Source organism: Mycobacterium sp. 3-98 (genome assembly GCF_035918355.1).
Classification (GTDB): Bacteria; Actinomycetota; Actinomycetes; order Mycobacteriales; family Mycobacteriaceae; genus Mycobacterium; species Mycobacterium intracellulare.
Map to the genome: position 1 here is coordinate 3570205 of NZ_CP142360.1, position 21753 is coordinate 3591957.

Here is a 21753-nt window from a genome sequence, read left to right on the forward strand (position 1 = left end):
CGGTATCGCAACCCGCCGATCTTCAGGCGCGGGCGGCGCATGAAACCGCTACAGCGACAGGTAGGTGCTCAGTTCGTACGGGGTGACGTGGCTGCGGTAGTTCGCCCACTCGGTGCGCTTGTTGCGCAGGAAGAAGTCAAAGACGTGCTCCCCCAAGGTTTCCGCAACCAGCTCGGAGGACTCCATGGCACGCAGCGCGCTGTCCAGGCTGGTGGGCAGCTCGCGGTATCCCATCGCCTGGCGCTCGGCGGGGGTCAGGTCCCACACGTTGTCCTCGGCCTGCGGCCCCAGCACGTAGCCCTTCTCCACCCCGCGCAGCCCGGCGGCCAGCAGCACGGCGAACGTCAGGTACGGGTTGCAGGCCGAGTCGGGGCTGCGGACCTCGACGCGCCGCGACGACGTCTTGTGCGGGGTGTACATGGGCACCCGCACCAGCGCGGAGCGGTTGGCCGCGCCCCAGGACGCGGCGGTCGGCGCCTCGCCGCCGCCCACCAGTCGCTTGTAGGAGTTGACCCATTGGTTGGTGACGGCGCTGATCTCCGAGGCGTGCTCGAGGACCCCGGCGATGAAGGACTTGCCCACATCGGAGAGCTGCAGCGGGTCGTCGGGGCTGTGGAACGCGTTGACGTCGCCCTCGAACAGGCTCATGTGGGTGTGCATCGCGGAGCCTGGGTGCTGCCCGAACGGCTTGGGCATGAAGGACGCGCGGGCGCCGTTCTCGATCGCCACCTCCTTGATGACGTAGCGGAACGTCATCACGTTGTCGGCCATCGACAGCGCGTCGGCGAAGCGCAGGTCGATCTCCTGCTGTCCGGGCGCGCCCTCGTGGTGGCTGAATTCCACCGAGATGCCCATGAACTCCAGCGCCTCGATCGCGTGGCGGCGGAAGTTCGAGGCGGAGTCGTGGATCGCCTGGTCGAAGTAGCCGGCGTTGTCGACCGGGACCGGCGGCGTCCCGTCGTCGGCGCCGGCCTTGAGCAGGAAGAATTCGATCTCGGGATGCACGTAGCAGGAAAAGCCCAGGTCGTTGGCCTTCTGCAGCTGGCGGCGCAGCACGTGCCGCGGGTCCGCCCAGGACGGCGAGCCGTCCGGCATCGTGATGTCGCAGAACATCCGCGCCGAGTGGTGGTGACCGTTGGGCGACGCCCACGGCAGCACCTGGAAGGTGGACGGGTCGGGGTTGGCCACGGTGTCGGACTCCGAGACCCGCGAGAAGCCCTCGATCGAGGATCCGTCGAAGCCGATGCCCTCCTCGAAGGCGCCCTCGAGTTCGGCCGGGGCGATGGCGACCGACTTGAGGAAGCCGAGCACATCGGTGAACCACAGCCGAACGAAGCGGATGTCTCGTTCCTCGAGCGTGCGCAGCACGAATTCCTTCTGACGATCCATAACTCGAACAGTATGCAACGGCTGTTAATTCTGTGTTACCGATGCCCGCTCAGAACCGTTGCGATGGCCGCGGCAGGCTGGTCAGGACCGGCAGGTGTAGGCGGCCGGCGGCGGCGTGCCCGCGACCAGGTAGCGCACCACGGCGTTGTCCACGCATTGGTCGCCGTTGAACACCGCGGTGTGCTGCGTGCCGTCGTAGGTGATCAGCGGGCCACCCAGCTGGCGCGCCAGGTTCACCCCGGCCTGATACGGGGTCGCCGGGTCGTGCGTGGTGGAGACGACGACGACCTTGCCCGGCGCCATGGCCGGCGCGGCGTGCGGCGCCGACGTCGGCGGCACCGGCCAGAGCGCGCACAAATCGCGGGGAGCGTTTCCGGTGAACGGCCCGTAGCTGAGGAAGGGCGCGGCCTGGCGGATCCGCTGATCCGCGGTCACCCAGCTGGCCTGGTCCGTCGGGTTCGGGGCATCGACGCAGCGGATCGCGTTGAACGCGTCCTGGTCGTTGGAGTAGTGCCCGTCGCGGCCGCGTCCCTGATAGTCGTCGGCGAGCAGCAGCAGGTCGCCGGCGTCGGTGCCGCGCGCCAGGCCGAGCAGGCCGCTGGTCAGGTATTTCCAGTGCGTCGGGGTGTAGAGCGCGTTGATGGTGCCGGTGGTCGCGTCGGCGTAGCTCAGCCCGCGGGGGTCCGCGGTGCGGGCGGGCTTGGTGGCCAGCGGGTCGACCAGGGCGTGGTAGCGCGCGACGAATTGGGACGGGTCGGTGCCCAGCGGGCAGCCAGGCGAGCGCGCACAGTCGGTGGCGTAGTCGTTGAAAGCCGTTTGGAATCCGGCCATTTGGTTGACGTTCTCGTCGATCGGGCCGACGGTCGGGTCGATGGCGCCGTCGAGCACCATCGCCCGCACGTGGTTGCCGAACTTCTCCAGGTAGGCGGTGCCCAGCTCGGTGCCGTAGCTGTATCCCAGGTAGTTGATCTGTTCGTCGCCCAGCGCCTGGCGCACCGCGTCCATGTCACGCGCGACGGACGCGGTGCCCGCGTTGGCCAGAAACGCGCTGCCCATCCGGTTGACGCATTGCTGGGCCAGCTGCCGGTAAAGCTGCTCGATGTGCGCGACACCGGCCGGGCTGTAGTCGACCATCGGTTCGCGCCGGTACGCGTCGAACTCGGCGTCGGTGCGGCAGCGCAGCGACGGAGTGGAGTGGCCCACCCCGCGCGGGTCGAAGCCGACCAGGTCGAAGTTGCGCCGCACGGGCGAGTTCTCCAGGTCCGGCGCCATCGCGGCCACCATGTCGACCGCCGAGCCGCCGGGACCGCCGGGATTGACCAGCAACGACCCCATCCGTTGTCCGGTCGCGGGCACGCGGATGACCGCCAGTTTGGCCTGGGCGCCCCCGGGGTTGTTGTAGTCGATCGGGACCGACACCGTGGTGCATCGCGCGGCGGGGATATCGCTTGTGTCCGAGACGAATTGGTCGCAGCTCCCCCAGCCCTGCGGCACCGCCGCCGCCGGCGGGTTCGGGGCCGGGGTCTGCCCGGCACCGGGCTCGGGCGTGGCGCCGGCCACCGGCAGCGCGGCGGAACCACCGAGCACCAGACCGAACGAAAGCAGCGCCGAGCTCAAGGGTCTCAGGCGCGACATGGCAGTCATCGTTGCAGCCGCGGGTACCCGTGGCAGCGCGAAACGATTACGCCTTGGTCTCGGCTCTCAACCGGCTCGCGTCGCCGCCGAGCGTGCACGCACGGCGACGAATCGACGAAAATCCCGCCGGGAGTGCACGTTCGGCGTCAGCACTTGGCGCCGCTGGGCGGCGTGGTGCCGCCGACCAGATAGGCCGTCACGTAGTTGTCGATGCAGCTGTCGCCCTGGAAGACGACGGTGTGCTGGGTTCCGTCGTAGGTCAGCAGCGAGCTGCGCAGCTGGTCGGCCAGGTCCACGCCGGCCTTGTAGGGGGTCGCCGGGTCGTGCGTGGTCGACACCACCACCGTGGGCGCCAGGCCGGGCGCGGAAATGGTGTGCGGCTTGCTCGTCGGCGGTACCGGCCAGAACGCGCAGGTGCCCAGCGGCGCGTTGCCGGTGAACTGGCCGTAACTCATGAACGGTGCGATCTCCCGGGAGCGGCGGTCTTCGTCAATCACCTTGGCGCGGTCGGTGATCGGCGGCTGGTCGACGCAGTTGACCGCCACCCGCGCGTCGGTGGCGTTGGTGTAGTGGCCGTGGGCGTCGCGGCGCATGTACATGTCGGCCAGGGCGAGCAGGGTGTCGCCGTGGTGGTCGACGAGTTCGGACAGGCCGTCGGTCAGGTGGTGCCACAGGTTCGGTGAGTACAGCGCCATGATGGTGCCGACGATGGCGTCGCTGTAGCTCAGCCCGCGCGGGTCGTTGGTCGGGACCGGCCGGCCGATCATGGGGTTGTTGGGGTCGACCATCGGGTCGACGAGGCTGTGGTAGACGTCGACGGCCTTGGCCGGGTCGGTGCCCAGCGGGCAGCTCGGTTGCTTCGCGCAGTCGGCGGCGTAGTTGTTGAACGCGTCCTGGAATCCCTTGGCCTGCCGCAGGTCGGCCTCGATGGGATCGGCGTTGGGGTCGACGGCCCCGTCGAGGATCATCGCCCGCACCTTGTTCGGGAAGGCCTCGGCGTACGCCGAGCCGATCCGGGTGCCATAGGAATAGCCGAGGTAGGTCAGCTTGTCGTCGCCGAGCGCGGCCCGGATGGCGTCGAGGTCCCTGGCGACGTTGACCGTCCCGATGTTGGCCAGGAAGCCCTTGCCCATCTTGTCGACGCAGCGGCCGACGAACTGCTTGGTCTCGTCCTCGATGTGGGCCACGCCGGCCGGGCTGTAGTCGACGTTGGGCTCGGTGCGCAGCCGGTCGTTGTCGGCGTCGGAGTTGCACCAGACCGCGGGGCGCGACGCGCCCACCCCGCGGGGATCGAAGCCGACCAAATCGAACCGTTCGCGGACCCGCTTCGGCAGCGACTGGACGACGCCCAACGCCGCTTCAATGCCGGACTCCCCCGGCCCGCCGGGGTTGATCACCAACGAACCGATCTTGTCGCCGGTCGCGGGAAAACGGATCATCGCCAGCGTGGCGTCGTCGCCGTCGAGGTTGTCGTAGTCGACCGGAACCGCGAGCTTGCCGCACAACGCGCCGGCCGGCAGCTTGACCTTCGGGTTCGCGGCCCGGCACGGCGTCCACTCCACCGCCTGGCCCAGCTTGGGTTCGGACATGACGGCGCGCCCCACCACCACGCGCGCGCAGCCCGCCACCAGCAGCGCGACGGCAGCGACCGACGTCCAGATCAGCAGCGTGCGCGCGCGCGTGCCTCGGCGAGTCAAACCCATGCCAACATATGCTGCCAGAGGAAACCTGAGATCCTGATCAGCGGCACCGCCGCGCGCGGAGCATGGCCTGTCTCACACTGTCGCGCCGTTTCAACCGCGCCGAAGAAATGGCAGAATGACACCGTCAGACGAACCCGGGGACCCGCTTTGGGCCACGAGGATCGACCCGACCACCCACTAGGGACAATGATGTCTGAGCACAACGTTTACGGTGCCAACTCGCCTGCGCCCGCGCAGCCGCTCACCAAGATCCGCACCCACCACCTGCAGAAGTGGAAGGCCGAGGGGCACAAGTGGGCGATGCTCACGGCCTACGACTATTCGACCGCCCGCATTTTCGACGAGGCGGGCATCCCGGTCCTGCTGGTCGGCGACTCGGCGGCCAACGTCGTCTACGGCTACGACACCACCGTGCCGGTGTCGGTCGACGAACTGATCCCGTTGGTCCGCGGCGTGGTGCGCGGCGCCCAGCACGCCATGGTCGTCGCGGACCTGCCGTTCGGCAGCTACGAGGCCGGGCCCGCCGCCGCGCTGGCCGCCGCCACGCGGTTCATGAAGGAGGGCGGCGCGCACGCGGTGAAGCTCGAGGGCGGCGAGCGGGTCGCCGAGCAGATCGCCTGCCTGACCGCCGCCGGCATCCCCGTGATGGCGCACATCGGGTTCACCCCGCAGAGCGTGAACAGCCTCGGCGGCTTCCGGGTCCAGGGCCGCGGCGACGCGGCCGAACAGACCGTCGCGGACGCGATCGCCGTCGCCGAGGCCGGGGCGTTCTCCGTGGTGATGGAGATGGTGCCGGCCGAGCTGGCCACCCAGATCACCGGCAAGCTGACCATTCCGACCATCGGGATCGGGGCCGGACCGAACTGCGACGGCCAGGTCCTGGTCTGGCAGGACATGGCCGGCATGAGCAGCGGCAAGGCCGCCCGCTTCGTCAAGCGCTTCGCCGACATCGGCGGGGAATTGCGCCGCGCCGCAACGCAATATGCGCAAGAGGTGGCCGGTGGGGTTTTCCCCGCCGACGAACACTGCTTCTGATCCGGCGCGCCACCGCACGATTCACGGCACGTCCTGCTGCGCGCCGGGACCACCGCGCTGAGGGTCCCGCCTCGTTGACCACCACGTTACCCCGGTCACAACGAAAGTGCCGAAAAACGTTGTGTGGCAGGCATGTACGATCGTTGTTAAGAGACGATCCGGACTCAAAAGAGCAAAGGTGGACCACATCGACCGGGGGGACCGTGGTGGCTTCGTACACCGTCGAACGGTGCTGAAGTTCCCGCTGCTAGTGGCAGGAGGCATCGTTTTGGCCCGCACACCGCACGCGTCCGCGCAGCCGCCGCGCACCTCGCCGCAGGCAAGCCGATGGTCACCCGAGCGCGCCAACCGCTGGTATCAAGCGCAGGGCTGGCCGGTGGGCGCCAACTACATCACGTCCAATGCCATCAACCAGCTGGAGATGTTCCAGGCCGATACCTTCGATCCCGGGCGCATCGACACCGAACTGGGCTGGGCCCAGTCCAACGGGTTCAACGCGGTGCGGGTCTTTTTGCACGATCTGCTCTGGGCGCAGGACCACCGCGGGTTCCAGGGCCGGCTCGCGCGGTTTGTCGACATCGCGGCCCGCCACGGCATCAAACCCCTGTTCGTGCTGTTCGATTCGTGTTGGGATCCGTTCCCGCGCCCGGGTCCGCAGCCCGCGCCGCGACCCGGCATCCACAACTCCGGCTGGGTGCAGAGCCCGGGCGCCGAGCGCCTCGGCGACCGCGGCTACGTCCGCACCCTGCGCGGTTATGTCACCGGGATCCTGACCCAATTCCGCAATGACGACCGCATTTTGGGCTGGGACCTGTGGAACGAGCCGGACAACCCCGCGGACACCTACGCCTCAGTGGAGCGCAAGGACAAGCTCGACCTGGTCGCCAACCTGCTGCCCCAGGTGTTCGAGTGGGCGCGGTTGGTCGATCCCCGCCAGCCCTTGACGAGCGGCGTGTGGCACGGCGAGTGGGCCGACCCGGCGCGCCGCAGCGTCATCGCCGGGATCCAGCTCGACAACTCCGACGTCATCACCTTCCACTGCTACGGCGAGCCGGCGGCGTTCGAGAGGCGCATCGCCGAGCTCGTCCCGCTGGGGCGCCCGATCCTGTGCACCGAGTACATGGCCCGGCCGCTGGGCAGCACGGTGCAAAACATCCTGCCGATCGCGAAGCGCGCCGGCGTCGGCGCGTTCAACTGGGGATTCGTCGCCGGCAAAACCCAGACGTTCTTTCCCTGGGACTCCTGGGACCACCCGAACCCGGATCCGGCGATGCCGCAGGAATGGTTTCACGACTTGCTCGGTCCCGACGGACGGCCGTTCCGCGACACCGAGATTGAGACGATCCTCGAGTTGAGCGACCTGGCGATGCATCTGCGGCCGCCGCCGGCCGGCTGACCCGCAGGCGTCAGCGGCACCGATTCTGGAAGTCGGTGAGCGGCTGGCGAATGCCCTCGAGGTCGGCGTGGGTCTGCGGGTTGGCGTCCATGTACTGCTTCAACTGATCACGCATGTCGCTGCGCGGCTGGCCCTTCAAGCTGGTGAAGTAGTCGTTGACGTCGGGGTGCGTGAACAGGTACGCCGACGTGGCCGCGGCGACGCCCGAGGACACCTGGGCCAGGTCGGCCGCCGTGCAATTGGGTTGCGACGCGGGCGCCGGCTCCGGCTCGTCGGCCGGCACGTCCGCGGCGGCCCAACCCGCCGTCGCGAAAAGCATTGCCACAGTGGCCGCGCAAGCCGCCATCCCGCCGGCAACGGCCCGGGCCGTCGGGCGAACAAAAGACCCCATGCAAACGCTCCTTCGTCGACCATCGCTCAAGGCGAGCGGTATTCGTACCGCAAACCATAAGGGGTTTGCCCGCCGCGCACGCGCGAATCAGGCGGCAAACAAGTGCGCGACCGCGGTAGGGTCGGGCCGTGGCGGAAGTGCTTCAGACCCAGGTTTGCGTAGCCGGTGGGGGCCCCGCCGGTCTCGTTCACGCGCTCTTGCTCGCCCGCGCGGGGATCCGGGTTGTCGTCTTGGAGAAGCACAATGACTTCCTGCGCGACTTCCGCGGCGACACGGTGCACCCGAGCACCCTGCGGATCATGGACGAGCTCGGGCTGGTCGATGAGCTTCTGCGCCTGCCGCACACCAAAGTCGACCGTGTCGCGTTCGACACCGACGGGACGATCCGCACCTTCGGCAACTTCGGCGTGGTCAAACGGTTGGGTTTCAAACAGCCGTACATCGCGTTGATGCCGCAGTGGGACTTCCTCGACTTCCTCGCCGAAAAGGCCTCTGCCTACCCGGAATTCACGCTGATCCGCAACGCCGAAGTCAAGGACCTGATCTTTGACGGCGATCGGGTGATCGGGGCGCGCGCGCCCGAAGTGGAGGTGCGCGCCGACCTGGTCGTCGGCGCGGATGGGCGCAAGTCCGCGGTGCGGGCGGCGGCCGGCCTAAGGACCGCCGCCGCGCACTCCCCGATGGACGTGTTGTGGTTTCGGCTCAACTGGCGACCTGGCGATCCGCAGGAGCTGTACGGGGTGGCCCGTCGGGGCCTCACCATGGCGCTGATCTACCGGGGCGACTATTGGCAGATCGCGTATCTGATGCCCAAGGGGTCCGACCCCCGCGACGGGTCGCTGGAGGCGTTCAAAGAGCGCATCGTGGCGGCGCGGCCACAGCTGCGCGAACACGTCGACGACCTTCGTTCCTGGGACCAGACCAGTCAGCTCGACGTGCGGGTGGACCGGCTCGAGAGGTGGTGGCGCACCGGCCTGCTGTGCATCGGGGACGCGGCCCACGCCATGTCGCCGATCGGTGGCGTCGGCATCAATCTGGCTGTCGCCGATGCGGTGGCGGCCGCCAACATCCTGTGCGCCCCACTGCGCGACGGACGTCTGCGCGACGCGGACCTCGCCAAGGTGCAGCGTCGGCGAGAGCTGCCCGCCCGGGTCATCCAGGCGATCCAGGTGTTCGCACAGGACCGGGTGATCGCGCCCAATCTGAACGGCGGTGACCTGTCACCCATCCCGATCCCCGCGATCGTGGGACGGGGCCCGCTGCGCTCCATCCCGCCGATCGCCTTCGGGCGCGGCCTTCGTCCCGAACACGTCCGCACCCCGAACGTGCACACCGCTTAACACTTTTCTGCGGCGGCGTCGGAGGCGGCGTCGATATTCAGATTCCGGGCCCGCCCGCCGCGCTGTGACGGCACAATGCACTGAGGGGTCGGAAGGAGAGTGCAGATGAATCGCCGCCGCGGGCTTGCCGCATTGCTGGTGTTCTCGGGCGTGGGGTCCGTCCCCGCGATTCTCACCGCGGCGCCATCCGCCGATCGGGTCGAAGCGACCGTGTGCGTGGGCGCGGGCCGACGCATCTCGGTAAGCGGCTGCACCAACATCGCCGACAACATCGCCCGCTATGCCCCTCCACCCGCGGTCTATGCGCCGCTGCCGGAGGACGAGACGACGGCTCCGCCCCCTCCTCCGCCGCCGCCATAACGTCGTCACCTCCGTATGGCAGGCTATGGGTCTCATCCCCACCGTCCACCACGTTCAAGGCCGCGGCGACGCGCCCTCAACGGAGCCGAAGATGCCTGCAAAAGCGCCGCAGACCTCGCGTCACCTGGAGGTAGAGCGCAAATTCGACGTCGGCGAGTCCACCGTGTCGCCGTCGTTCGAAGGGATCGCCGCGGTCGCCCACGTCGAGAAGGCGCCGACGCAAACCCTGGATGCGACGTACTTCGACACGCCCGCACATGACCTCGCACGCAACAAGATCACCCTGCGCCGCCGCACCGGCGGCTCCGACGCCGGGTGGCACCTGAAGCTGCCGGCCGGGCCCGACGCGCGCACCGAGGTCCGCGCGCCGCTGGACGCGTCCGGACCCGACGGCAACAACACCGTGCCCGCCGAGTTGGCCGACGTCGTGCTGGCGATCGTCCGTGACCGTCCGCTGCAGCCGGTCGCGCGCATCACCACCGAGCGCGAGAGCCAGGTGTTGTACGACGCCGCGGGCGTCGCGCTGGCCGAGTTCAGCAACGACTCCGTCACCGCATGGTCGACGCGGGGGCCCGATGACAGCTCCGATGAATCCGGTGCGCCGCCCACCGAGCTCGAATGGCGGGAGTGGGAATTGGAGCTCCTCGAAGCGGGCGGCCACTTTAACGGCGCGGCCGGCACCGAACTGCTGAACCGGTTGAGCAACCGGCTGCTGGACGCCGGCGCCGCGCCCGCCGGACACGGCTCCAAGCTGGCGCGGGTGCTCGGCACCCCGCCACCGCCCAACGGCGCGCAGCCGAGCGAGGATCCGTTGCAGCGCGCCATCGCCGAGCAAGTCCGCGAGCTGCTGGTGTGGGATCGCGCCGTGCGCGCCGACGCATACGACTCCATCCACCAGATGCGGGTGACCACCCGCAAGCTGCGCAGCCTGCTGCGCGACTACCAGGATTCGTTCGGCTTGCCCGACGAGGGATGGGTCCTGGACGAGCTGCGTGAGCTCGCCGGGATTTTGGGGATGGCGCGCGACGCGGAGGTGCTCGCCGAGCGCTACGAGCGTGACTTGGACGGCCTCGCACCGGAATTGGTGCGCGGTCCGGTGCGCGAACGGCTGGTCGGGGGCGCGCAGCGCCGCTACCAGACCGGCCTGCGCCGCTCGTTGATCGCGATGCGCTCGCAACGCTACTTCCGGTTGCTCGACTCCCTGGAGGCGATCGCGGCCGCGTCCCCGGGCGCCGCCGCGGCCGAGGAGCAGGCCCCGGTCACCATCGAGGCCGCCTACAAGAAGGTCCGCAAGGCCGCCAAGGTCGCCGCCCAGGTCGATCGGGAGAACCCCGGCGACCACCACCGCGACGAAGCGATACATCGAATCCGCAAGCGCGCCAAGCGACTTCGATACACCGCGGCCGCCACCGGGGAAGCCAAGGTGTCCGAGCGGGCCAAGGCCGTGCAGTCGCTGCTCGGTGATCATCAAGACAGCGTGGTCAGCCGGGAACACCTGCGCCAGGAGGCGGACGTCGCGCACGCCGCCGGCGAGGACACCTTCACCTACGGCCTGCTGTATCAGCGGGAGGCCGACCTGGCGCAGCGGTGCCGCCGCGAACTCGACGGCACGCTGCGCAAGCTCGCCAAGGCGGTGCGCAAGGCCGGGCACTAGTCGCCGAAGGGGCTGAAGGCGGACGAGTTGGCCTGTAAGCCGGATTCTGTTCCCCACCGCCGCGCGTGAGCAACGGCGGTGCGGCGGCGACCATCCATCTGGACACACCGTCACCGGGTGCCTCGAGCGGCCTACCCGCAGGCTCGGGCGAGCAGCCCTCGAACGCCTGCGCGGCCGCACCAGCGGTGCGGCCTTCTTGGCCTTGCTTCGGGTGGGGTTTGCCGAGCCACCCCGGTCACCCGGGATGCTGGTGCGCTCTTACCGCACCGTTTCACCCTTACCACCGCGAGGGTGGCGGTCTGTTTTCTGTGGCACTTTCCCGCGAGTCACCTCGGATTGCCGTTAGCAATCACCCTGCTCTGTGAAGTCCGGACTTTCCTCGAACCGCCTTGCGACGGCCCGCGGCCGCCCGGCCAACTCGTCCGCGACGATAAACGGTACCCGCTGCACCGGGCCGGGGCCAGCAACCGTTTACCGTGGACTCGGATCACGAATGGGAAGGCCCGCGATGTCCCGGTGGAAAAGGCGTGTCGATTCAGGCGATTGGGACGCGATCGCCGCCGCGGTCGACGAGTACGGCGGGGCGCTGCTGCCGCGACTGATCACGCCCAGCGAGGCGGCGCGGCTGCGCGCGCTCTACGCCGACGACGCCCTGTTCCGCTCCACGATCGACATGGCGCCCAAGCGGTACGGGTCCGGGCAGTACCGCTATTTCCACGCGCCCTACCCCGCGCCGATCGAGGAACTCAAACAGGCGCTGTACCCCCGGCTTCTGCCGATCGCCCGCGACTGGTGGGCCAAGCTCGGCCGGGACGCGCCCTGGCCGGACCGCCTCGACGATTGGCTGGCGGCCTGCCACGCCGCCGGCCAGACCCGATCCACCGCCCTGATGCTGAAATACGGTGCGGGCGACTGGAATGCGCTGCACCGGGACCTCTACGGGGACCTGGTGTTCCCCCTGCAGGTGGTGATCAACCTCAGCGACCCGGCCACCGATTACACCGGCGGGGAGTTCCTGCTGGTCGAGCAGCGACTGCGGGCGCAATCCCGGGGCACGGCAACACAATTGCCGCAGGGACACGGCTACGTCTTCACCACGCGGGAGCGGCCGGTGCCCTCGGCCCGCGGTTGGTCCGCGGCGCCGGTGCGCCACGGCGTGTCCGTGGTTCGCACCGGGCAGCGCTACGCCATGGGACTGATTTTTCACGACGCGGCATGAGGGTTATCGGTCTCGCCGCAACGCGATCACGTGGTCGGGCACCCTGGCCGTTTCCCCGTTGACGGTCATTTCGCGCTCGACGGCCTCGGCCCGCAGCCGCGTCCAGGCGGTCGAATCCAGCCGCAACGAGGCGATCACCTCCTCGATGCCGAGGAAGGAGTGATCGTGGTGCTGCGCCCACGGCGGCACCGCCCCGTGGTCCACGATCAGCAGCACGCCACCGGGATTCACCCGTTCGGCGGCGTGCCGCAGCACGTCTTCGCGGTCCAGGCGGGCCGGCGAATGAAAATACTGGGCGGAGATCAGGTCGAACATCCCTTGCGGGAACGTCTCGTTGAGGTTGTGCCTCTCAAAGTCGATGCGGGAGGCCATATTCCGCGCCGATGCGGCCGCGCGGGCGCGTTGCAGCGCGGTGTCCGAGACGTCGACGGCCACCACCTGCCACCCGCGGTCGGCCAGCCACAGGGCGTCGGCTCCCTCCCCGCAGCCCAGGTCCAGGGCGCGGCCCGGCGGCAGGTCGGCGACCACCTCGGCGAGCCGGGGATTGACCCGGCCGCTCCACACCCGCTCGGTCGAACGGTAGCGGTCTTCCCAGAATTGCTGGGCATCATCGGGTTTGCACGAACTGTCCATACCGCGAGCTTGCCGATTCCGCCCCGACTTGCCAAGCTGAATTGCCATGCAGGCAAAAACCCCCGATATCGACCTGGTGGTGCGGCGCAGACTGCGGGAGCTGCGCGCGCAGCGCGGCATGACGCTGCAGGAGGTCGGCGAGCGGGCGGGCATCGACGTCTCGACGCTGAGCCGCCTGGAGTCCGGCAAACGGCGCCTGGCGCTGGATCATCTGCCGCGGCTGGCCCGGGCCCTGTCGGTGAGCACCGACGAGCTGCTGCAGACCGGGTCGGCGCCGGACCCGCGGGTGCGCGGCGCCGCGCACACCCACCACGGCGTCACCTACTGGCCCCTGACCCGCCAGGGCCCCGCCGGTGGCCTGCACGCGTTCAAGGTTCGGGTCAGCGCCCGCCGGCGCAACCCGCCCGCCGAGCTGCCCGTGCATGAGGGCCAGGACTGGATGTACGTGCTCTCCGGCCGGATGCGCCTCATCCTCGGCGACCGCGACTTCACCATCGACCCGGGCCAGGCCGTCGAATTCTCGACGTGGACACCGCACTGGTTCGGCGTGGTGGACGGGCCGGTGGAGGCGATCGTGATCTTCGGCCCGCACGGCGAGCGGCTGCACCTGCACAGCTGACCGGTGCGGCGTTAGCGTGGAGCGATGGACCGGGGCTCGGAATACCACCTGGCGCCGCCGCACAGTGCGCCGGGCGTGACGTCCATGGTCGGATACCGCACGCTCGACGTTCCCGAGACCGTGCACCGCGGCATGCCATCCGCGATGTTGACGTTCATCGTCAGCCTCGACGACGGGGTGGAAGCCGGCGACACCGCCGACGCGCTGGCCGTCGCGCGCCCCAACCCGCTGCTGCTGAGCGGGCTGCACGTGCAGGCCAGCCACGTGCGGCAGCGCCGGGGCCAGGCCGGCGTGCAGCTGGCGGTGCATCCGCTCGCATCGCGCGCGCTGTTCGGCGTGCCGAGCGCCGAGCTTCCCGTCGCCGAGTACGACGCGACCGCCGTGCTGGATCGCGGCGGCCTCGAATTGCACGATCGGGTGACCGAGGCGCACGGCTGGCCGGACGTGTTCGCCCTGGTGGCCCGCTACCTCGTCGAGGCACGGCGGCGCCGCGAGAGCGCGAGCGTGCGTCCCGAGGTCGCGCATGCCTGGCACCTGCTGGAGCGCAGCCGGGGCCGGATATTGGTGGCCGCGGTGGCGGAGACGGTCGGCGTGACCACCCGGCACCTGACGACGCTGTTCGGCCAGGAGGTCGGCCGCTCGCCCAAGACGGTGGCGATGCTGATGCGCTTCCAGCACGCGACGGCACGCATCGCCGCGTCGGCGCGCCGGCGCGCCGGCACGGACGCGTCGACCTCGCGGGGGTCGCGGCCGCCACGGGGTACAGCGACCAGGCCCACCTGACCCGCGAATTCGTCCGGTTCGTCGGAGTGCCGCCGCGACGGTGGCTGGCCGACGAGTTCCGAAACATTCAAGACGGCGGCCACTCGTTCGGCGCACAGTGGGACCATGACCGCTTCGAATCCGACCGTCTGGTTGACATTGCAGACCCATGACGCCCCCACGCTGATCGATTACTACGTCGAGACATTCGGCTTCGTCCTCACGGCGCGCTACGGCCAGGGCGAGACCGTCGATCACGCGCAACTGAACTGGCCGTACGGCTGCGGAGGGATCATGCTGGGCACCCACAAGCCCGACGCACAGTGGTGCCGCGAACCGGGCACCGCCGGCGGCTACGTCGTCACCGCCGATCCCGACGCGCTCTACGAACGGGTGCTGCGGCACAAGGCCGAGGTGGTGCGGCCGCTGGCCGAAACCGACTACGGCGCACGCGAATTCACCGTCCGCGATCCCGAAGGCAACCTGTGGTCCTTCGGCGACTACGGCGGCGCGTCGCCCTCAGCCGGCTAGGTACGCCGTCTGGTTCACCAATCGCACCGAAGAGGCTCCGTCGGAATAGAACTCGGCGATGCTCAGCGACGCCAGATCGAGGTGCAGCCGGTACAAGATGCCCGGCCCGGCGTCCAGCGCCTCCCGCAGCAGCATTTTGATCGGCGTCACGTGGGACACCACCAGCACCGTCGTGCCTTGCTGGGTGGCGAGGACGCGGTCACGGATCCGTGACACCCGGTCGTGCACCGCGTCGAAGCTCTCGCCGCCCGGCGGGGCGGTGCTGGTGTCGCGCAGCCAACGACGGTGCAGTTCCGGGTCGCGCTCGGCGGCCTCGGCGAACGTCAACCCCTCCCACGCCCCGAAATCGGTCTCGATCAGGTCGTCGTCGACGGTCACATCGAGGCCCAGGGCCTTGGCCGCCGCCGCCGCGGTGTCGTAGGCCCGCTGCAGCGGGGAGGAGAAGACCGCCGAAATCCCCCCGCGCTGAGCCAGATACCGCGCCGCCGCGTCGGCCTGCCGCCGCCCCACCTCGGTGAGCGCCGGGTTGCCGCGCCCCGAATAGCGGCGCTGCACCGACAGCTCCGTCTGCCCGTGTCGCAGCAACAGCAGCCGGGTGGGGGTGCCGCGCGCCCCGGTCCAGCCCGGCGCCGTCGGCGACGGTGCCGCAACGGCTTTCGCCGCCTCGGCGCCGGGGGGCTCGGGCTCTTCGGCCGGCTCGGGCGTCTCCGCCGCACCGTTGGCCCGGGCCGCGGCGTCCATCGCCTCGTTGGCCAACCGATCGGCGTGCGAATTGCGCTCCCGCGGAATCCACGAGTAGCTGATCCTGTCGAACCGCGCCGCCAGCGCTCGGGCCTGGGCATGCAGCTCGATCAGGTCGGGGTGCTTGACCTTCCACCGCCCGGACATCTGCTCCACCAGCAGCTTGGAATCCAGATACACCGCGGCCTCGCTGGCGCCCAGCTTCAGGGCGTCGTCCAAACCGGCTATCAGGCCGCGGTATTCGGCGACGTTGTTGGTGGCCCGGCCGATGGCCTGCTTGTTCTCGGCGAGTACGGTCGCGCGGTCCTCGGTCCACACCACCGCGCCGTAGCCGGCCGGCCCGGGGTTGCCGCGTGATCCGCCGTCGGCTTCGATGACGACCTTCACTGATCGAATCCCTTGACCCGCAGCAGGATCGCGCCGCATTCCGGGCATCGCACCACGTCGTCTTCGGCGGCGGCCGAGATGCGGGCCAGCTCCCCGCGGTCGATCTCGAGCCGGCAGGCCCCGCACCGCTTTCCCAGCAGCTGCGCGGCGCCCGGCCCTCCCCCGGCGCGCTGCCGTTCGTAGAGCGCGGACAGGGCCGGGTCCAGCGCGGCGCTCAGCGAGTCGCGTTGTGACGAATGCAACTCGCGGGCTTCGGTGAGCTCGGCCAGCGCGGCGTCGAGCGCCTGCCGCGCACCGGCCATTTCGGCCTCCAGGGTTTCGAGGGCCTTCTGCTCGGTGTCCAGCTGGGACTGCAGCTCCTCCCGACGTTCCATCACCTCGAGGAGGGAATCCTCCAGGCTGGTCTGGCGACGTTGCAGGGTCTCCAGCTCGTGCTGCAGGTCCGCCAGTTGTTTGGCGTCGGTCGCTCCCGACTGCAGCAGCGCCCGGTCACGGTCTTCGCGCTGGCGCACCGCGTCGATCTCCGATTCGAGCCGCTTGACGTGGGCGTCAATGTCTTCCAGGGCGATCCGCACCGCACCGATGCGGTCGCCGGCGGCGTCGTATTCCTCCTGCATGCGCCGGCAGGCCTCCTGCTCCGGCAGATGGGCCGCCCGGTGCGTGAGGCGGGACAGCTCGGCATCCAGTTTCGACAACTCGAGCAGCGAACGTTGCTGTGCCACTTCGGCTTTCATGACCCTTCTCCCCCGGACTCGTTGTCACCGCGCTCGACATTCCAAGGGTCGGTGCGAATCGCGCTCACCCGCACCGCAAGCTCCGCACCGAAACGCGACCGCAGCAGGTCGGCGGCCTGTTCGCACCACGGGAATTCACTTGCCCAATGTGCCACATCGATCAGGGCAACGTCCGAGGCGCGGCGGTGCTCGTCGGCGGGGTGGTGCCGCAGATCGGCCGTGACGTAGGCCTGCACCCCCGCGCCGGCCGCGGCGGCCAGCAGCGAATCTCCGGCGCCGCCGCAGACGGCGACCCGCGAAACCGGCATGTCGGGGTCACCCGCGGCCCGCACCCCCCAGGACGTCCGCGGCAACGCGGCGTGCACGCGGGAGACGAAGTCGCGCAACGGTTCCGGTCGGGCCAGCGTGCCGACGCGGCCCAGCCCGGCGTCGCCGGGTGGGGGGACCATCGCGAAGATGTCGAACGCGGGCTCCTCGTAGGGGTGGGCGGCGCGCAGGGCCGCCAGCACCGCGGCCCGGACCCGCGCGGGCGCGACGACCTCGAACCGGTCCTCGGGGACCCGCTCGACGTTGCCGACGCTGCCCACCGCGGGCGAGGCCCCCTCGTGCGGCAGGAACTGCCCGATCCCGGTGACGGTCCAGCTGCAATGCGAGTAGTCGCCGATGTGGCCGGCCCCGGCGTCAAACACCGCCGCCTGCACCGCTTCCGCGTTCTCGTTGGGCACGTAGATGACCCACTTGTCGAGGCCGGGCGCGCCCGTCGCCGGCTCCAGCGCGGCCTCGACCTCGAGCCCGAGGGCGGCCGCCAGAGCGTCGGACACCCCCGGGTTGGCCGAGTCGGCGTTGGTGTGCGCGGTGAACAGCGAACGCCCGGTCCGGATCATCCGGTGCACGAGCGCGCCCTTGGGCGTGCTGGCCGCCACGGTGTCCACCCCCCGCAACAGCAGCGGGTGATGGGCCAGCAGCAGGCCGGCATCGGGAACCTCGTCGACGACCGCGGGCGTCGCGTCGACCGCGACGGTCACCGACTCCAGCTTGTCGTCGGGGTCACCGCATACCAGGCCCACCGAATCCCATGCCTCAGCAAGCCGAGGCGGGTACGCCTCATCGAGCACCGCGATGACGTCGGCCAGCTTCACGCTCACCGGCGCACCTCCGAAATCGCCTGCACCAGCAGCGGCCACTCCCGGCGCACCGCGGCCCGCAGGTACTGCTCGTCCAAGCCGACGAACGTATCACAGCGACGGATGGCAATTCCCCTGTCATGCAGTCGTTTTCGCAATGCAACGGCCTCCGGCATGCGGAACAGCACGAACGGCGCCCGGCCGTCGACCACGTCGGCGCCCACCGACGCCAGCCCGGCCACCATCTCGGCGCGCAGCCGCCCCAGTCGCGCCGCCCCGGCTGCCGCGTCGGCAACCGCCTGCGGGGCGCAACACGCCGCGATGGCCGCCAGCTGCAGCGTGCCCACCGGCCAGTGCGCCCGCACAGCGGTCAACCGCGCCAACACCTGCGGCGACCCCAGCGCGTAGCCCACCCGCAGCCCGGCCAGCGCCCACGTCTTGGTCAAGCTGCGCAGCACCAGCACGTCGGGCAGCGCGTCACCGGCCAGCGATTCGGGCTCCCCGGGAATCGAGTCTGCGAAAGCCTCGTCGACCACCAGGATCCGGCCGGGCCGGCGCAACGCGAGCAGCTCCTCGCGGCGGTGCAGCACCGAGGTGGGATTGGTGGGATTGCCCACCACGACAAGGTCGGCGTCCTCGGGGACCACCGCGCCCGCGAGGTCGAACGGCGGCCGCAGCACCACGTGGTGCACCGGCACTCCGGCGGCACTCAGCGCCGCCTCCGGCTCGGTGAATGCCGGCGCGATGATCGCCGCCCGCGCCGGGCGCAGGTTGCCCAGCAGCGCGAAGGCCTCCGCCGCCCCGGCCAACGGCAGCACCTCGTCGCGGGCCCGGCCGTGCCGCTGGGCGGCCGCGTCCTGCGCCGCGCGGACGTCGTCGACGCTCGGGTAGCGCGCCAGGTCGGGCAGCCGCGCGGCCAGCCGCCCCAGCAGCCAGTCGGGCGGTTGGCCGTGACGGACGTTGACGGCGAAGTCCAGCATCCCGGGCGCGACGGCCTGATCGCCGTGATAGCGCGCCGCAGGCGGGCTCAGGTTCAGACTCGCCATCCGTGAAACACTAGTGCGCCGCGCGGGCCGGCCGGACGAACACCGGCAACACCGTCGTACCCGTCCGCGCCCATCGAGGACAATGGTGAGGTGACAGGCGCAACGTCCACCGATCGCCAAGCCCCAGGGGCGCAGCTGGTGATCTTCGATCTCGACGGCACGCTGACCGACTCCGCAGAGGGCATCGTGGCCAGCTTCCTGCATGCGCTCGATCACATCGGCGCGCCGGTGCCCCCGGGCGACCTCGTCGCCCAGATCGTGGGCCCGCCGATGGACGACACCTTCCGGTCCATGGAGCTCGGCGACGACGCCGAGGAGGCGATCGCGGCCTTCCGCGCGGAGTACGGCGCCCGGGGGTGGGCGATGAACGCGCTCTTCGACGGGATCGAGGCCCTGCTGGTCGACCTGCGCGCCGCCGGCGTCCGGCTGGCCGTGGCCACCTCCAAGCTGGAACCCACCGCGCGGCGCATCCTCGCCCATTTCGGGCTCGACCACCATTTCGAGGTCATCGCCGGGGCGAGCCCCGACGGCTCCCGCAAAGCCAAGGTCGAGGTGCTCGCCCATGCGCTTTCGCAGCTGGAGCCGCTGCCCGAGCGGGTGCTGATGGTCGGCGACCGCAGCCACGACGTGCACGGCGCCGCCGCGCACGGCATCGACACGGTGGTGGTCGGCTGGGGGTACGGCCGGGCCGACACGTTCAGCGGGGTGACGCACGCCGCGACCGTCGACGAGCTACGGAGGGCCCTGGGTGTCTGAGCGCGAGCCGCTGCACATCACGTTCGTGTGCACCGGCAACATCTGCCGGTCGGTGATGGCCGAGAAGATGTTCGCCGACCAATTGCGCCGCCGGGGTCTGGCCGACGCGGTGCGGGTGAGCAGCGCCGGCACCGGCAACTGGCACGTCGGCGAGTGCGCCGACGAGCGGGCCGCCGGCGTGCTGCGCGCCCACGGCTACCCGACCGAGCACCGCGCCGCGCAGGTCGACGCCGAGCACCTGGCGGCCGATCTGGTGGTGGCCCTGGACCGCAACCACGCCCGGATGCTGCGGCACCTGGGCGCCGACGAGGAGCGCGTCAAGATGCTGCGGTCTTTCGATCCGCGCACCGGCGCACACACCCCCGACGTCGACGACCCCTACTACGGCGACACCAGCGACTTCGAACGCGTCTACACCGTCATCGAGGCCGCACTGCCCGGGCTGCACGACTGGGTCGACGAACGCCTCGCGCAGAACGGGTCGGGGTGATGCGCAGGTTGGCGTTCGTGCTGCGCCCGGGCTGGATCGTGCTGGCACTGGTGGTCATCGCATTCGCCTATCTGTGCTTCACGGTGCTCGCGCCGTGGCAGCTGGGCAAGCACAACAGGACCTCGCGGGAGAACCACCAAATCGAGCACTCCCTGAACACCGCGCCCGTCCCGGTGAAAACCCTGCTGCCGCAGCAGAACTCGGTCGCCCCCGGCGATCAGTGGCGTCAGGTCACCGCGACCGGGCATTACCTGCCCGACGTCCAGGTGCTGGCCCGGCTGCGGGTGATCGACTCCAAACCGGCCTTCGAGGTGCTGGCGCCCTTCGTCGTCGACGGCGGCCCCACCGTGCTGGTCGACCGCGGTTACGTGCGTCCGTTGGAGGGATCTCGCGTTCCGCCGATCCCCCGCCCGCCCGCCGACACGGTGACCGTCACGGCACGGCTGCGCAACTCGGAGCCCCCCGTGGCGGGCAAGGATCCGTTCGTGGGAGACGGTGTGCAGCAGGTGTATTCGATCGACACCGGGCAGATCGCCGTGCTGACCAAGGTCCCGCTGGCCGGGTCCTATCTGCAATTGGTCGACGGTCAGCCCGGCGGCCTTGGGGTCGTCGGCGTGCCGCAGCTGGACGCCGGCCCGTTCCTGTCCTATGGCATCCAGTGGATCGCGTTCGGCATTCTCGCCCCGATCGGGTTGGGCTACTTCGCCTATTCCGAGATCCGGGCGCGCCGCCAGGAAAAGCAGTCACCCGCCGCCGCGTTGGCGCCCGCCCCCGAGGCACCGCCGACGGTGGAGGACAAACTCGCCGACCGTTACGGCCGACGCCGATAACCCGACAGCAGCCCGGCCAGCAGCGCGGCGCCCGCTTGCACCAGCGACGACAGCGCGACCGCCCGCCGCAGGTCGGCCACCGTGGGTTCCCGGCCGTCGCCGAGCGTCGGCCGGATCTGCAGCTCGTGACGGTATTGGGTGGGCCCGCCAAGGCGCACACCCAGCGCCCCGGCGAACGCCGCCTCGACGGCGCCGGCGTTGGGGCTGGGATGGCGGCCGGCGTCGCGCCGCCACGCCCGCGCCGCCCCCGACGCTGAGCCGCCGACCAGGGGCGCCGACAGCACCGCCAGCGACGCCGTCACCCGCGCGGCAATGTAGTTGGCGACGTCGTCCAATCTCGCTGCGGTCCAACCGAATCGGAGGTAGCGCGGCGACCGGTAGCCGACCATGGCGTCCAGGGTGTTGACGCCGCGGTAGGCCAGCACCGCGGGCACCCCGCCGGCCGCCGCGTAGAGCAGCGGCGCCACCTGGGCGTCGGAGGTGTTCTCGGCGACCGATTCCAGTGACGCCCGGGTCAGGCCCGCGCCGTCCAGCGACGCGGGGTCGCGCCCGCACAGCGACGGCAGCAGCCCGCGCGCGCCCTCGACGTCGCCGCGCTCCAGCAGCTCCGCCATGGCCAGCCCGGTGCGCGCCAACGACGTTCCGCCCAGGCAGACCCAGGTGGCCGCGGCGGTCACCGCGATCGAGCACGGCCGGCCGCCGTGCCCGGCGGCCCGTTGCGCCGCCGCCCCCAGCAGGCCCAGCGACCCGATCAGCAGGCCGACATGGACGGCGCCGGCGGCCCTGCTCTCGCGGTAGGTCAGGCTCTCCAGCGCGGCGGCGGCGGTGCCGAACGCGGCGACGGGGTGGCAGCGTCGCGGGTCGCCCAGCGCGCGATCGGCCAGGTAACCGACCAGCACGCCGGCCGTGCGGGGCGTCGCAAACACCCCGGCAGCGTCTCACACCGGAGGTGACCGTCCCCACGAGGCGCCCGGCGCG

Annotated in this window: 21 protein-coding genes, 1 other RNA gene and 1 pseudogene; 12 read left to right on the top strand and 11 right to left on the bottom strand. The window is 70.4% G+C overall.

Annotated features, from left to right (window positions below; genetic code table 11):
* Positions 1-48 precede the first annotated feature (48 nt).
* From glnA to QGN30_RS16845, 3 genes are all read right to left on the bottom strand, one after another.
* Positions 49-1389 (bottom strand): type I glutamate--ammonia ligase, encoded by a 1341-nt coding sequence (gene glnA, locus QGN30_RS16835; RefSeq protein WP_008255967.1) that lies wholly within the window; start codon positions 1387-1389, stop codon positions 49-51.
* Positions 1390-1470: 81 nt separating this feature from the next.
* On the bottom strand, positions 1471-3033 hold the full coding sequence (locus QGN30_RS16840) for an alpha/beta hydrolase (protein ID WP_201405952.1): 1563 nt from the start codon (positions 3031-3033) through the stop codon (positions 1471-1473).
* A 137-nt stretch (positions 3034-3170) separates the two neighbouring features.
* Positions 3171-4727 (bottom strand): alpha/beta hydrolase, encoded by a 1557-nt coding sequence (locus QGN30_RS16845; protein WP_008255962.1) that lies wholly within the window; start codon positions 4725-4727, stop codon positions 3171-3173.
* A gap of 189 nt (positions 4728-4916) precedes the next feature.
* On the opposite strand from QGN30_RS16845, the gene panB reads away from it, so the two are divergent.
* Both panB and QGN30_RS16855 read left to right on the top strand, forming a co-directional pair.
* Positions 4917-5762 carry a 3-methyl-2-oxobutanoate hydroxymethyltransferase gene (gene panB, locus QGN30_RS16850; RefSeq protein ID WP_008255960.1) on the top strand — a complete coding sequence of 282 codons (846 nt, stop codon included), beginning with the start codon at positions 4917-4919 and terminating at the stop codon, positions 5760-5762.
* Positions 5763-5949: 187 nt separating this feature from the next.
* On the top strand, positions 5950-7158 hold the full coding sequence (locus QGN30_RS16855) for a 1,4-beta-xylanase (protein WP_196233651.1): 1209 nt from the start codon (positions 5950-5952) through the stop codon (positions 7156-7158).
* A gap of 10 nt (positions 7159-7168) precedes the next feature.
* Here the strand turns inward: QGN30_RS16855 and QGN30_RS16860 are convergent, their stop codons facing one another.
* Positions 7169-7504: a heme-binding protein gene (locus QGN30_RS16860; RefSeq protein ID WP_009953566.1), complete on the bottom strand. Its 336-nt coding sequence runs from the start codon at positions 7502-7504 to the stop codon at positions 7169-7171.
* Between the two features lie 173 nt (positions 7505-7677).
* Here QGN30_RS16860 and QGN30_RS16865 point away from each other — a divergent pair, with 173 nt between their 5' ends.
* From QGN30_RS16865 to QGN30_RS16875, 3 genes are all read left to right on the top strand, one after another.
* On the top strand, positions 7678-8889 hold the full coding sequence (locus QGN30_RS16865; RefSeq protein ID WP_248923623.1) for an FAD-dependent oxidoreductase: 1212 nt from the start codon (positions 7678-7680) through the stop codon (positions 8887-8889).
* 105 nt (positions 8890-8994) lie between these two features.
* A complete protein-coding gene (locus QGN30_RS16870) occupies positions 8995-9249 on the top strand; it encodes a hypothetical protein (protein ID WP_026071567.1) in 255 nt (84 codons plus the stop codon).
* Positions 9250-9340: 91 nt separating this feature from the next.
* The gene (locus tag QGN30_RS16875) at positions 9341-10903 is read left to right on the top strand and encodes a CYTH and CHAD domain-containing protein (RefSeq protein ID WP_014379936.1); all 1563 of its coding nucleotides are present in this window, start codon (positions 9341-9343) and stop codon (positions 10901-10903) included.
* Positions 10904-10922: 19 nt separating this feature from the next.
* Here QGN30_RS16875 and rnpB read toward each other — a convergent pair.
* An RNA gene (gene rnpB / locus QGN30_RS16880) (RNase P RNA component class A) lies at positions 10923-11324 on the bottom strand.
* A gap of 87 nt (positions 11325-11411) precedes the next feature.
* Here rnpB and QGN30_RS16885 point away from each other — a divergent pair.
* The gene (locus QGN30_RS16885) at positions 11412-12122 is read left to right on the top strand and encodes a 2OG-Fe(II) oxygenase (protein WP_014379935.1); all 711 of its coding nucleotides are present in this window, start codon (positions 11412-11414) and stop codon (positions 12120-12122) included.
* Between the two features lie 3 nt (positions 12123-12125).
* Here QGN30_RS16885 and QGN30_RS16890 read toward each other — a convergent pair whose 3' ends face one another.
* Complete coding sequence (locus QGN30_RS16890; RefSeq protein ID WP_009953561.1) at positions 12126-12755, bottom strand: class I SAM-dependent methyltransferase; 630 nt, start codon at positions 12753-12755, stop codon at positions 12126-12128.
* 46 nt (positions 12756-12801) lie between these two features.
* On the opposite strand from QGN30_RS16890, the gene QGN30_RS16895 reads away from it, so the two are divergent.
* The 3 genes and pseudogenes from QGN30_RS16895 (at position 12802) to QGN30_RS16905 (ending at position 14667) form a co-directional block, all read left to right on the top strand.
* The gene (locus QGN30_RS16895) at positions 12802-13374 is read left to right on the top strand and encodes a helix-turn-helix domain-containing protein (protein ID WP_009953559.1); all 573 of its coding nucleotides are present in this window, start codon (positions 12802-12804) and stop codon (positions 13372-13374) included.
* Positions 13375-13458: 84 nt separating this feature from the next.
* A pseudogene (locus QGN30_RS16900) lies at positions 13459-14309 on the top strand (helix-turn-helix domain-containing protein).
* The gene (locus QGN30_RS16905; RefSeq protein WP_036396753.1) at positions 14263-14667 is read left to right on the top strand and encodes a VOC family protein; all 405 of its coding nucleotides are present in this window, start codon (positions 14263-14265) and stop codon (positions 14665-14667) included. Before QGN30_RS16900 ends, QGN30_RS16905 begins: the two are co-directional and overlap by 47 nt.
* On the opposite strand, the gene QGN30_RS16910 is transcribed toward QGN30_RS16905, so the two are convergent.
* The 4 genes from QGN30_RS16910 to cobC are packed head-to-tail and all read right to left on the bottom strand — an operon-like array spanning position 14656 to position 18699.
* Positions 14656-15795: a bifunctional RNase H/acid phosphatase gene (locus tag QGN30_RS16910; protein ID WP_038535997.1), complete on the bottom strand. Its 1140-nt coding sequence runs from the start codon at positions 15793-15795 to the stop codon at positions 14656-14658. The two genes, QGN30_RS16905 and QGN30_RS16910, sit on opposite strands and share 12 nt — an antisense overlap.
* A complete protein-coding gene (locus QGN30_RS16915; protein WP_009957046.1) occupies positions 15792-16529 on the bottom strand; it encodes a zinc ribbon domain-containing protein in 738 nt (245 codons plus the stop codon). The genes QGN30_RS16910 and QGN30_RS16915 overlap by 4 nt, the downstream gene beginning before the upstream one ends.
* Positions 16526-17674, bottom strand: coding sequence for a Nif3-like dinuclear metal center hexameric protein (locus QGN30_RS16920; protein ID WP_038535995.1), 1149 nt, complete (start codon positions 17672-17674; stop codon positions 16526-16528). The genes QGN30_RS16915 and QGN30_RS16920 overlap by 4 nt, the downstream gene beginning before the upstream one ends.
* Positions 17671-18699, bottom strand: a complete 1029-nt coding sequence (gene cobC / locus QGN30_RS16925) for an Rv2231c family pyridoxal phosphate-dependent protein CobC (protein ID WP_038535993.1) — start codon at positions 18697-18699, stop codon at positions 17671-17673. Before cobC ends, QGN30_RS16920 begins: the two co-directional genes overlap by 4 nt.
* Positions 18700-18789: 90 nt before the next feature.
* Between cobC and QGN30_RS16930 the strand changes: the two genes are divergently transcribed.
* Genes QGN30_RS16930 through QGN30_RS16940 form a run of 3 tightly spaced genes read left to right on the top strand, consistent with a single transcriptional unit; the run spans position 18790 to position 20775 of the window.
* Positions 18790-19455, top strand: coding sequence for an HAD-IA family hydrolase (locus tag QGN30_RS16930; protein ID WP_029385120.1), 666 nt, complete (start codon positions 18790-18792; stop codon positions 19453-19455).
* A 55-nt stretch (positions 19456-19510) separates the two neighbouring features.
* Entirely contained in the window at positions 19511-19945 is a 435-nt protein-coding gene (locus QGN30_RS16935; RefSeq protein ID WP_231119635.1) for a low molecular weight protein-tyrosine-phosphatase, read from the top strand.
* Entirely contained in the window at positions 19945-20775 is an 831-nt protein-coding gene (locus QGN30_RS16940; protein WP_009956025.1) for an SURF1 family cytochrome oxidase biogenesis protein, read from the top strand. Before QGN30_RS16935 ends, QGN30_RS16940 begins: the two co-directional genes overlap by 1 nt.
* Here the strand turns inward: QGN30_RS16940 and QGN30_RS16945 are convergent.
* The gene (locus QGN30_RS16945; RefSeq protein ID WP_095562661.1) at positions 20757-21701 is read right to left on the bottom strand and encodes a cobalamin biosynthesis protein; all 945 of its coding nucleotides are present in this window, start codon (positions 21699-21701) and stop codon (positions 20757-20759) included. The two genes, QGN30_RS16940 and QGN30_RS16945, sit on opposite strands and share 19 nt — an antisense overlap.
* Between the last annotated feature and the right edge of the window lie 52 nt (positions 21702-21753).

What these genes read in the sequence shown, in the direction of transcription:
- glnA (WP_008255967.1), bottom strand. Translation starts at nt 1,389, where the DNA reads ATGGATCGTCAGAAGGAATTCGTGCTGCGCACGCTCGAGGAACGAGAC.
- QGN30_RS16940 (WP_009956025.1), top strand. Translation starts at nt 19,945, where the DNA reads ATGCGCAGGTTGGCGTTCGTGCTGCGCCCGGGCTGGATCGTGCTGGCA.
- QGN30_RS16915 (WP_009957046.1), bottom strand. Translation starts at nt 16,529, where the DNA reads ATGAAAGCCGAAGTGGCACAGCAACGTTCGCTGCTCGAGTTGTCGAAA.
- QGN30_RS16860 (WP_009953566.1), bottom strand. Translation starts at nt 7,504, where the DNA reads ATGGCGGCTTGCGCGGCCACTGTGGCAATGCTTTTCGCGACGGCGGGT.
- QGN30_RS16870 (WP_026071567.1), top strand. Translation starts at nt 8,995, where the DNA reads ATGAATCGCCGCCGCGGGCTTGCCGCATTGCTGGTGTTCTCGGGCGTG.
- cobC (WP_038535993.1), bottom strand. Translation starts at nt 18,699, where the DNA reads ATGGCGAGTCTGAACCTGAGCCCGCCTGCGGCGCGCTATCACGGCGAT.
- panB (WP_008255960.1), top strand. Translation starts at nt 4,917, where the DNA reads ATGTCTGAGCACAACGTTTACGGTGCCAACTCGCCTGCGCCCGCGCAG.
- QGN30_RS16890 (WP_009953561.1), bottom strand. Translation starts at nt 12,755, where the DNA reads ATGGACAGTTCGTGCAAACCCGATGATGCCCAGCAATTCTGGGAAGAC.
- QGN30_RS16845 (WP_008255962.1), bottom strand. Translation starts at nt 4,727, where the DNA reads ATGGGTTTGACTCGCCGAGGCACGCGCGCGCGCACGCTGCTGATCTGG.
- QGN30_RS16875 (WP_014379936.1), top strand. Translation starts at nt 9,341, where the DNA reads ATGCCTGCAAAAGCGCCGCAGACCTCGCGTCACCTGGAGGTAGAGCGC.
- QGN30_RS16840 (WP_201405952.1), bottom strand. Translation starts at nt 3,033, where the DNA reads ATGACTGCCATGTCGCGCCTGAGACCCTTGAGCTCGGCGCTGCTTTCG.
- QGN30_RS16935 (WP_231119635.1), top strand. Translation starts at nt 19,511, where the DNA reads ATGGCCGAGAAGATGTTCGCCGACCAATTGCGCCGCCGGGGTCTGGCC.
- QGN30_RS16885 (WP_014379935.1), top strand. Translation starts at nt 11,412, where the DNA reads ATGTCCCGGTGGAAAAGGCGTGTCGATTCAGGCGATTGGGACGCGATC.
- QGN30_RS16905 (WP_036396753.1), top strand. Translation starts at nt 14,263, where the DNA reads ATGACCGCTTCGAATCCGACCGTCTGGTTGACATTGCAGACCCATGAC.
- QGN30_RS16895 (WP_009953559.1), top strand. Translation starts at nt 12,802, where the DNA reads ATGCAGGCAAAAACCCCCGATATCGACCTGGTGGTGCGGCGCAGACTG.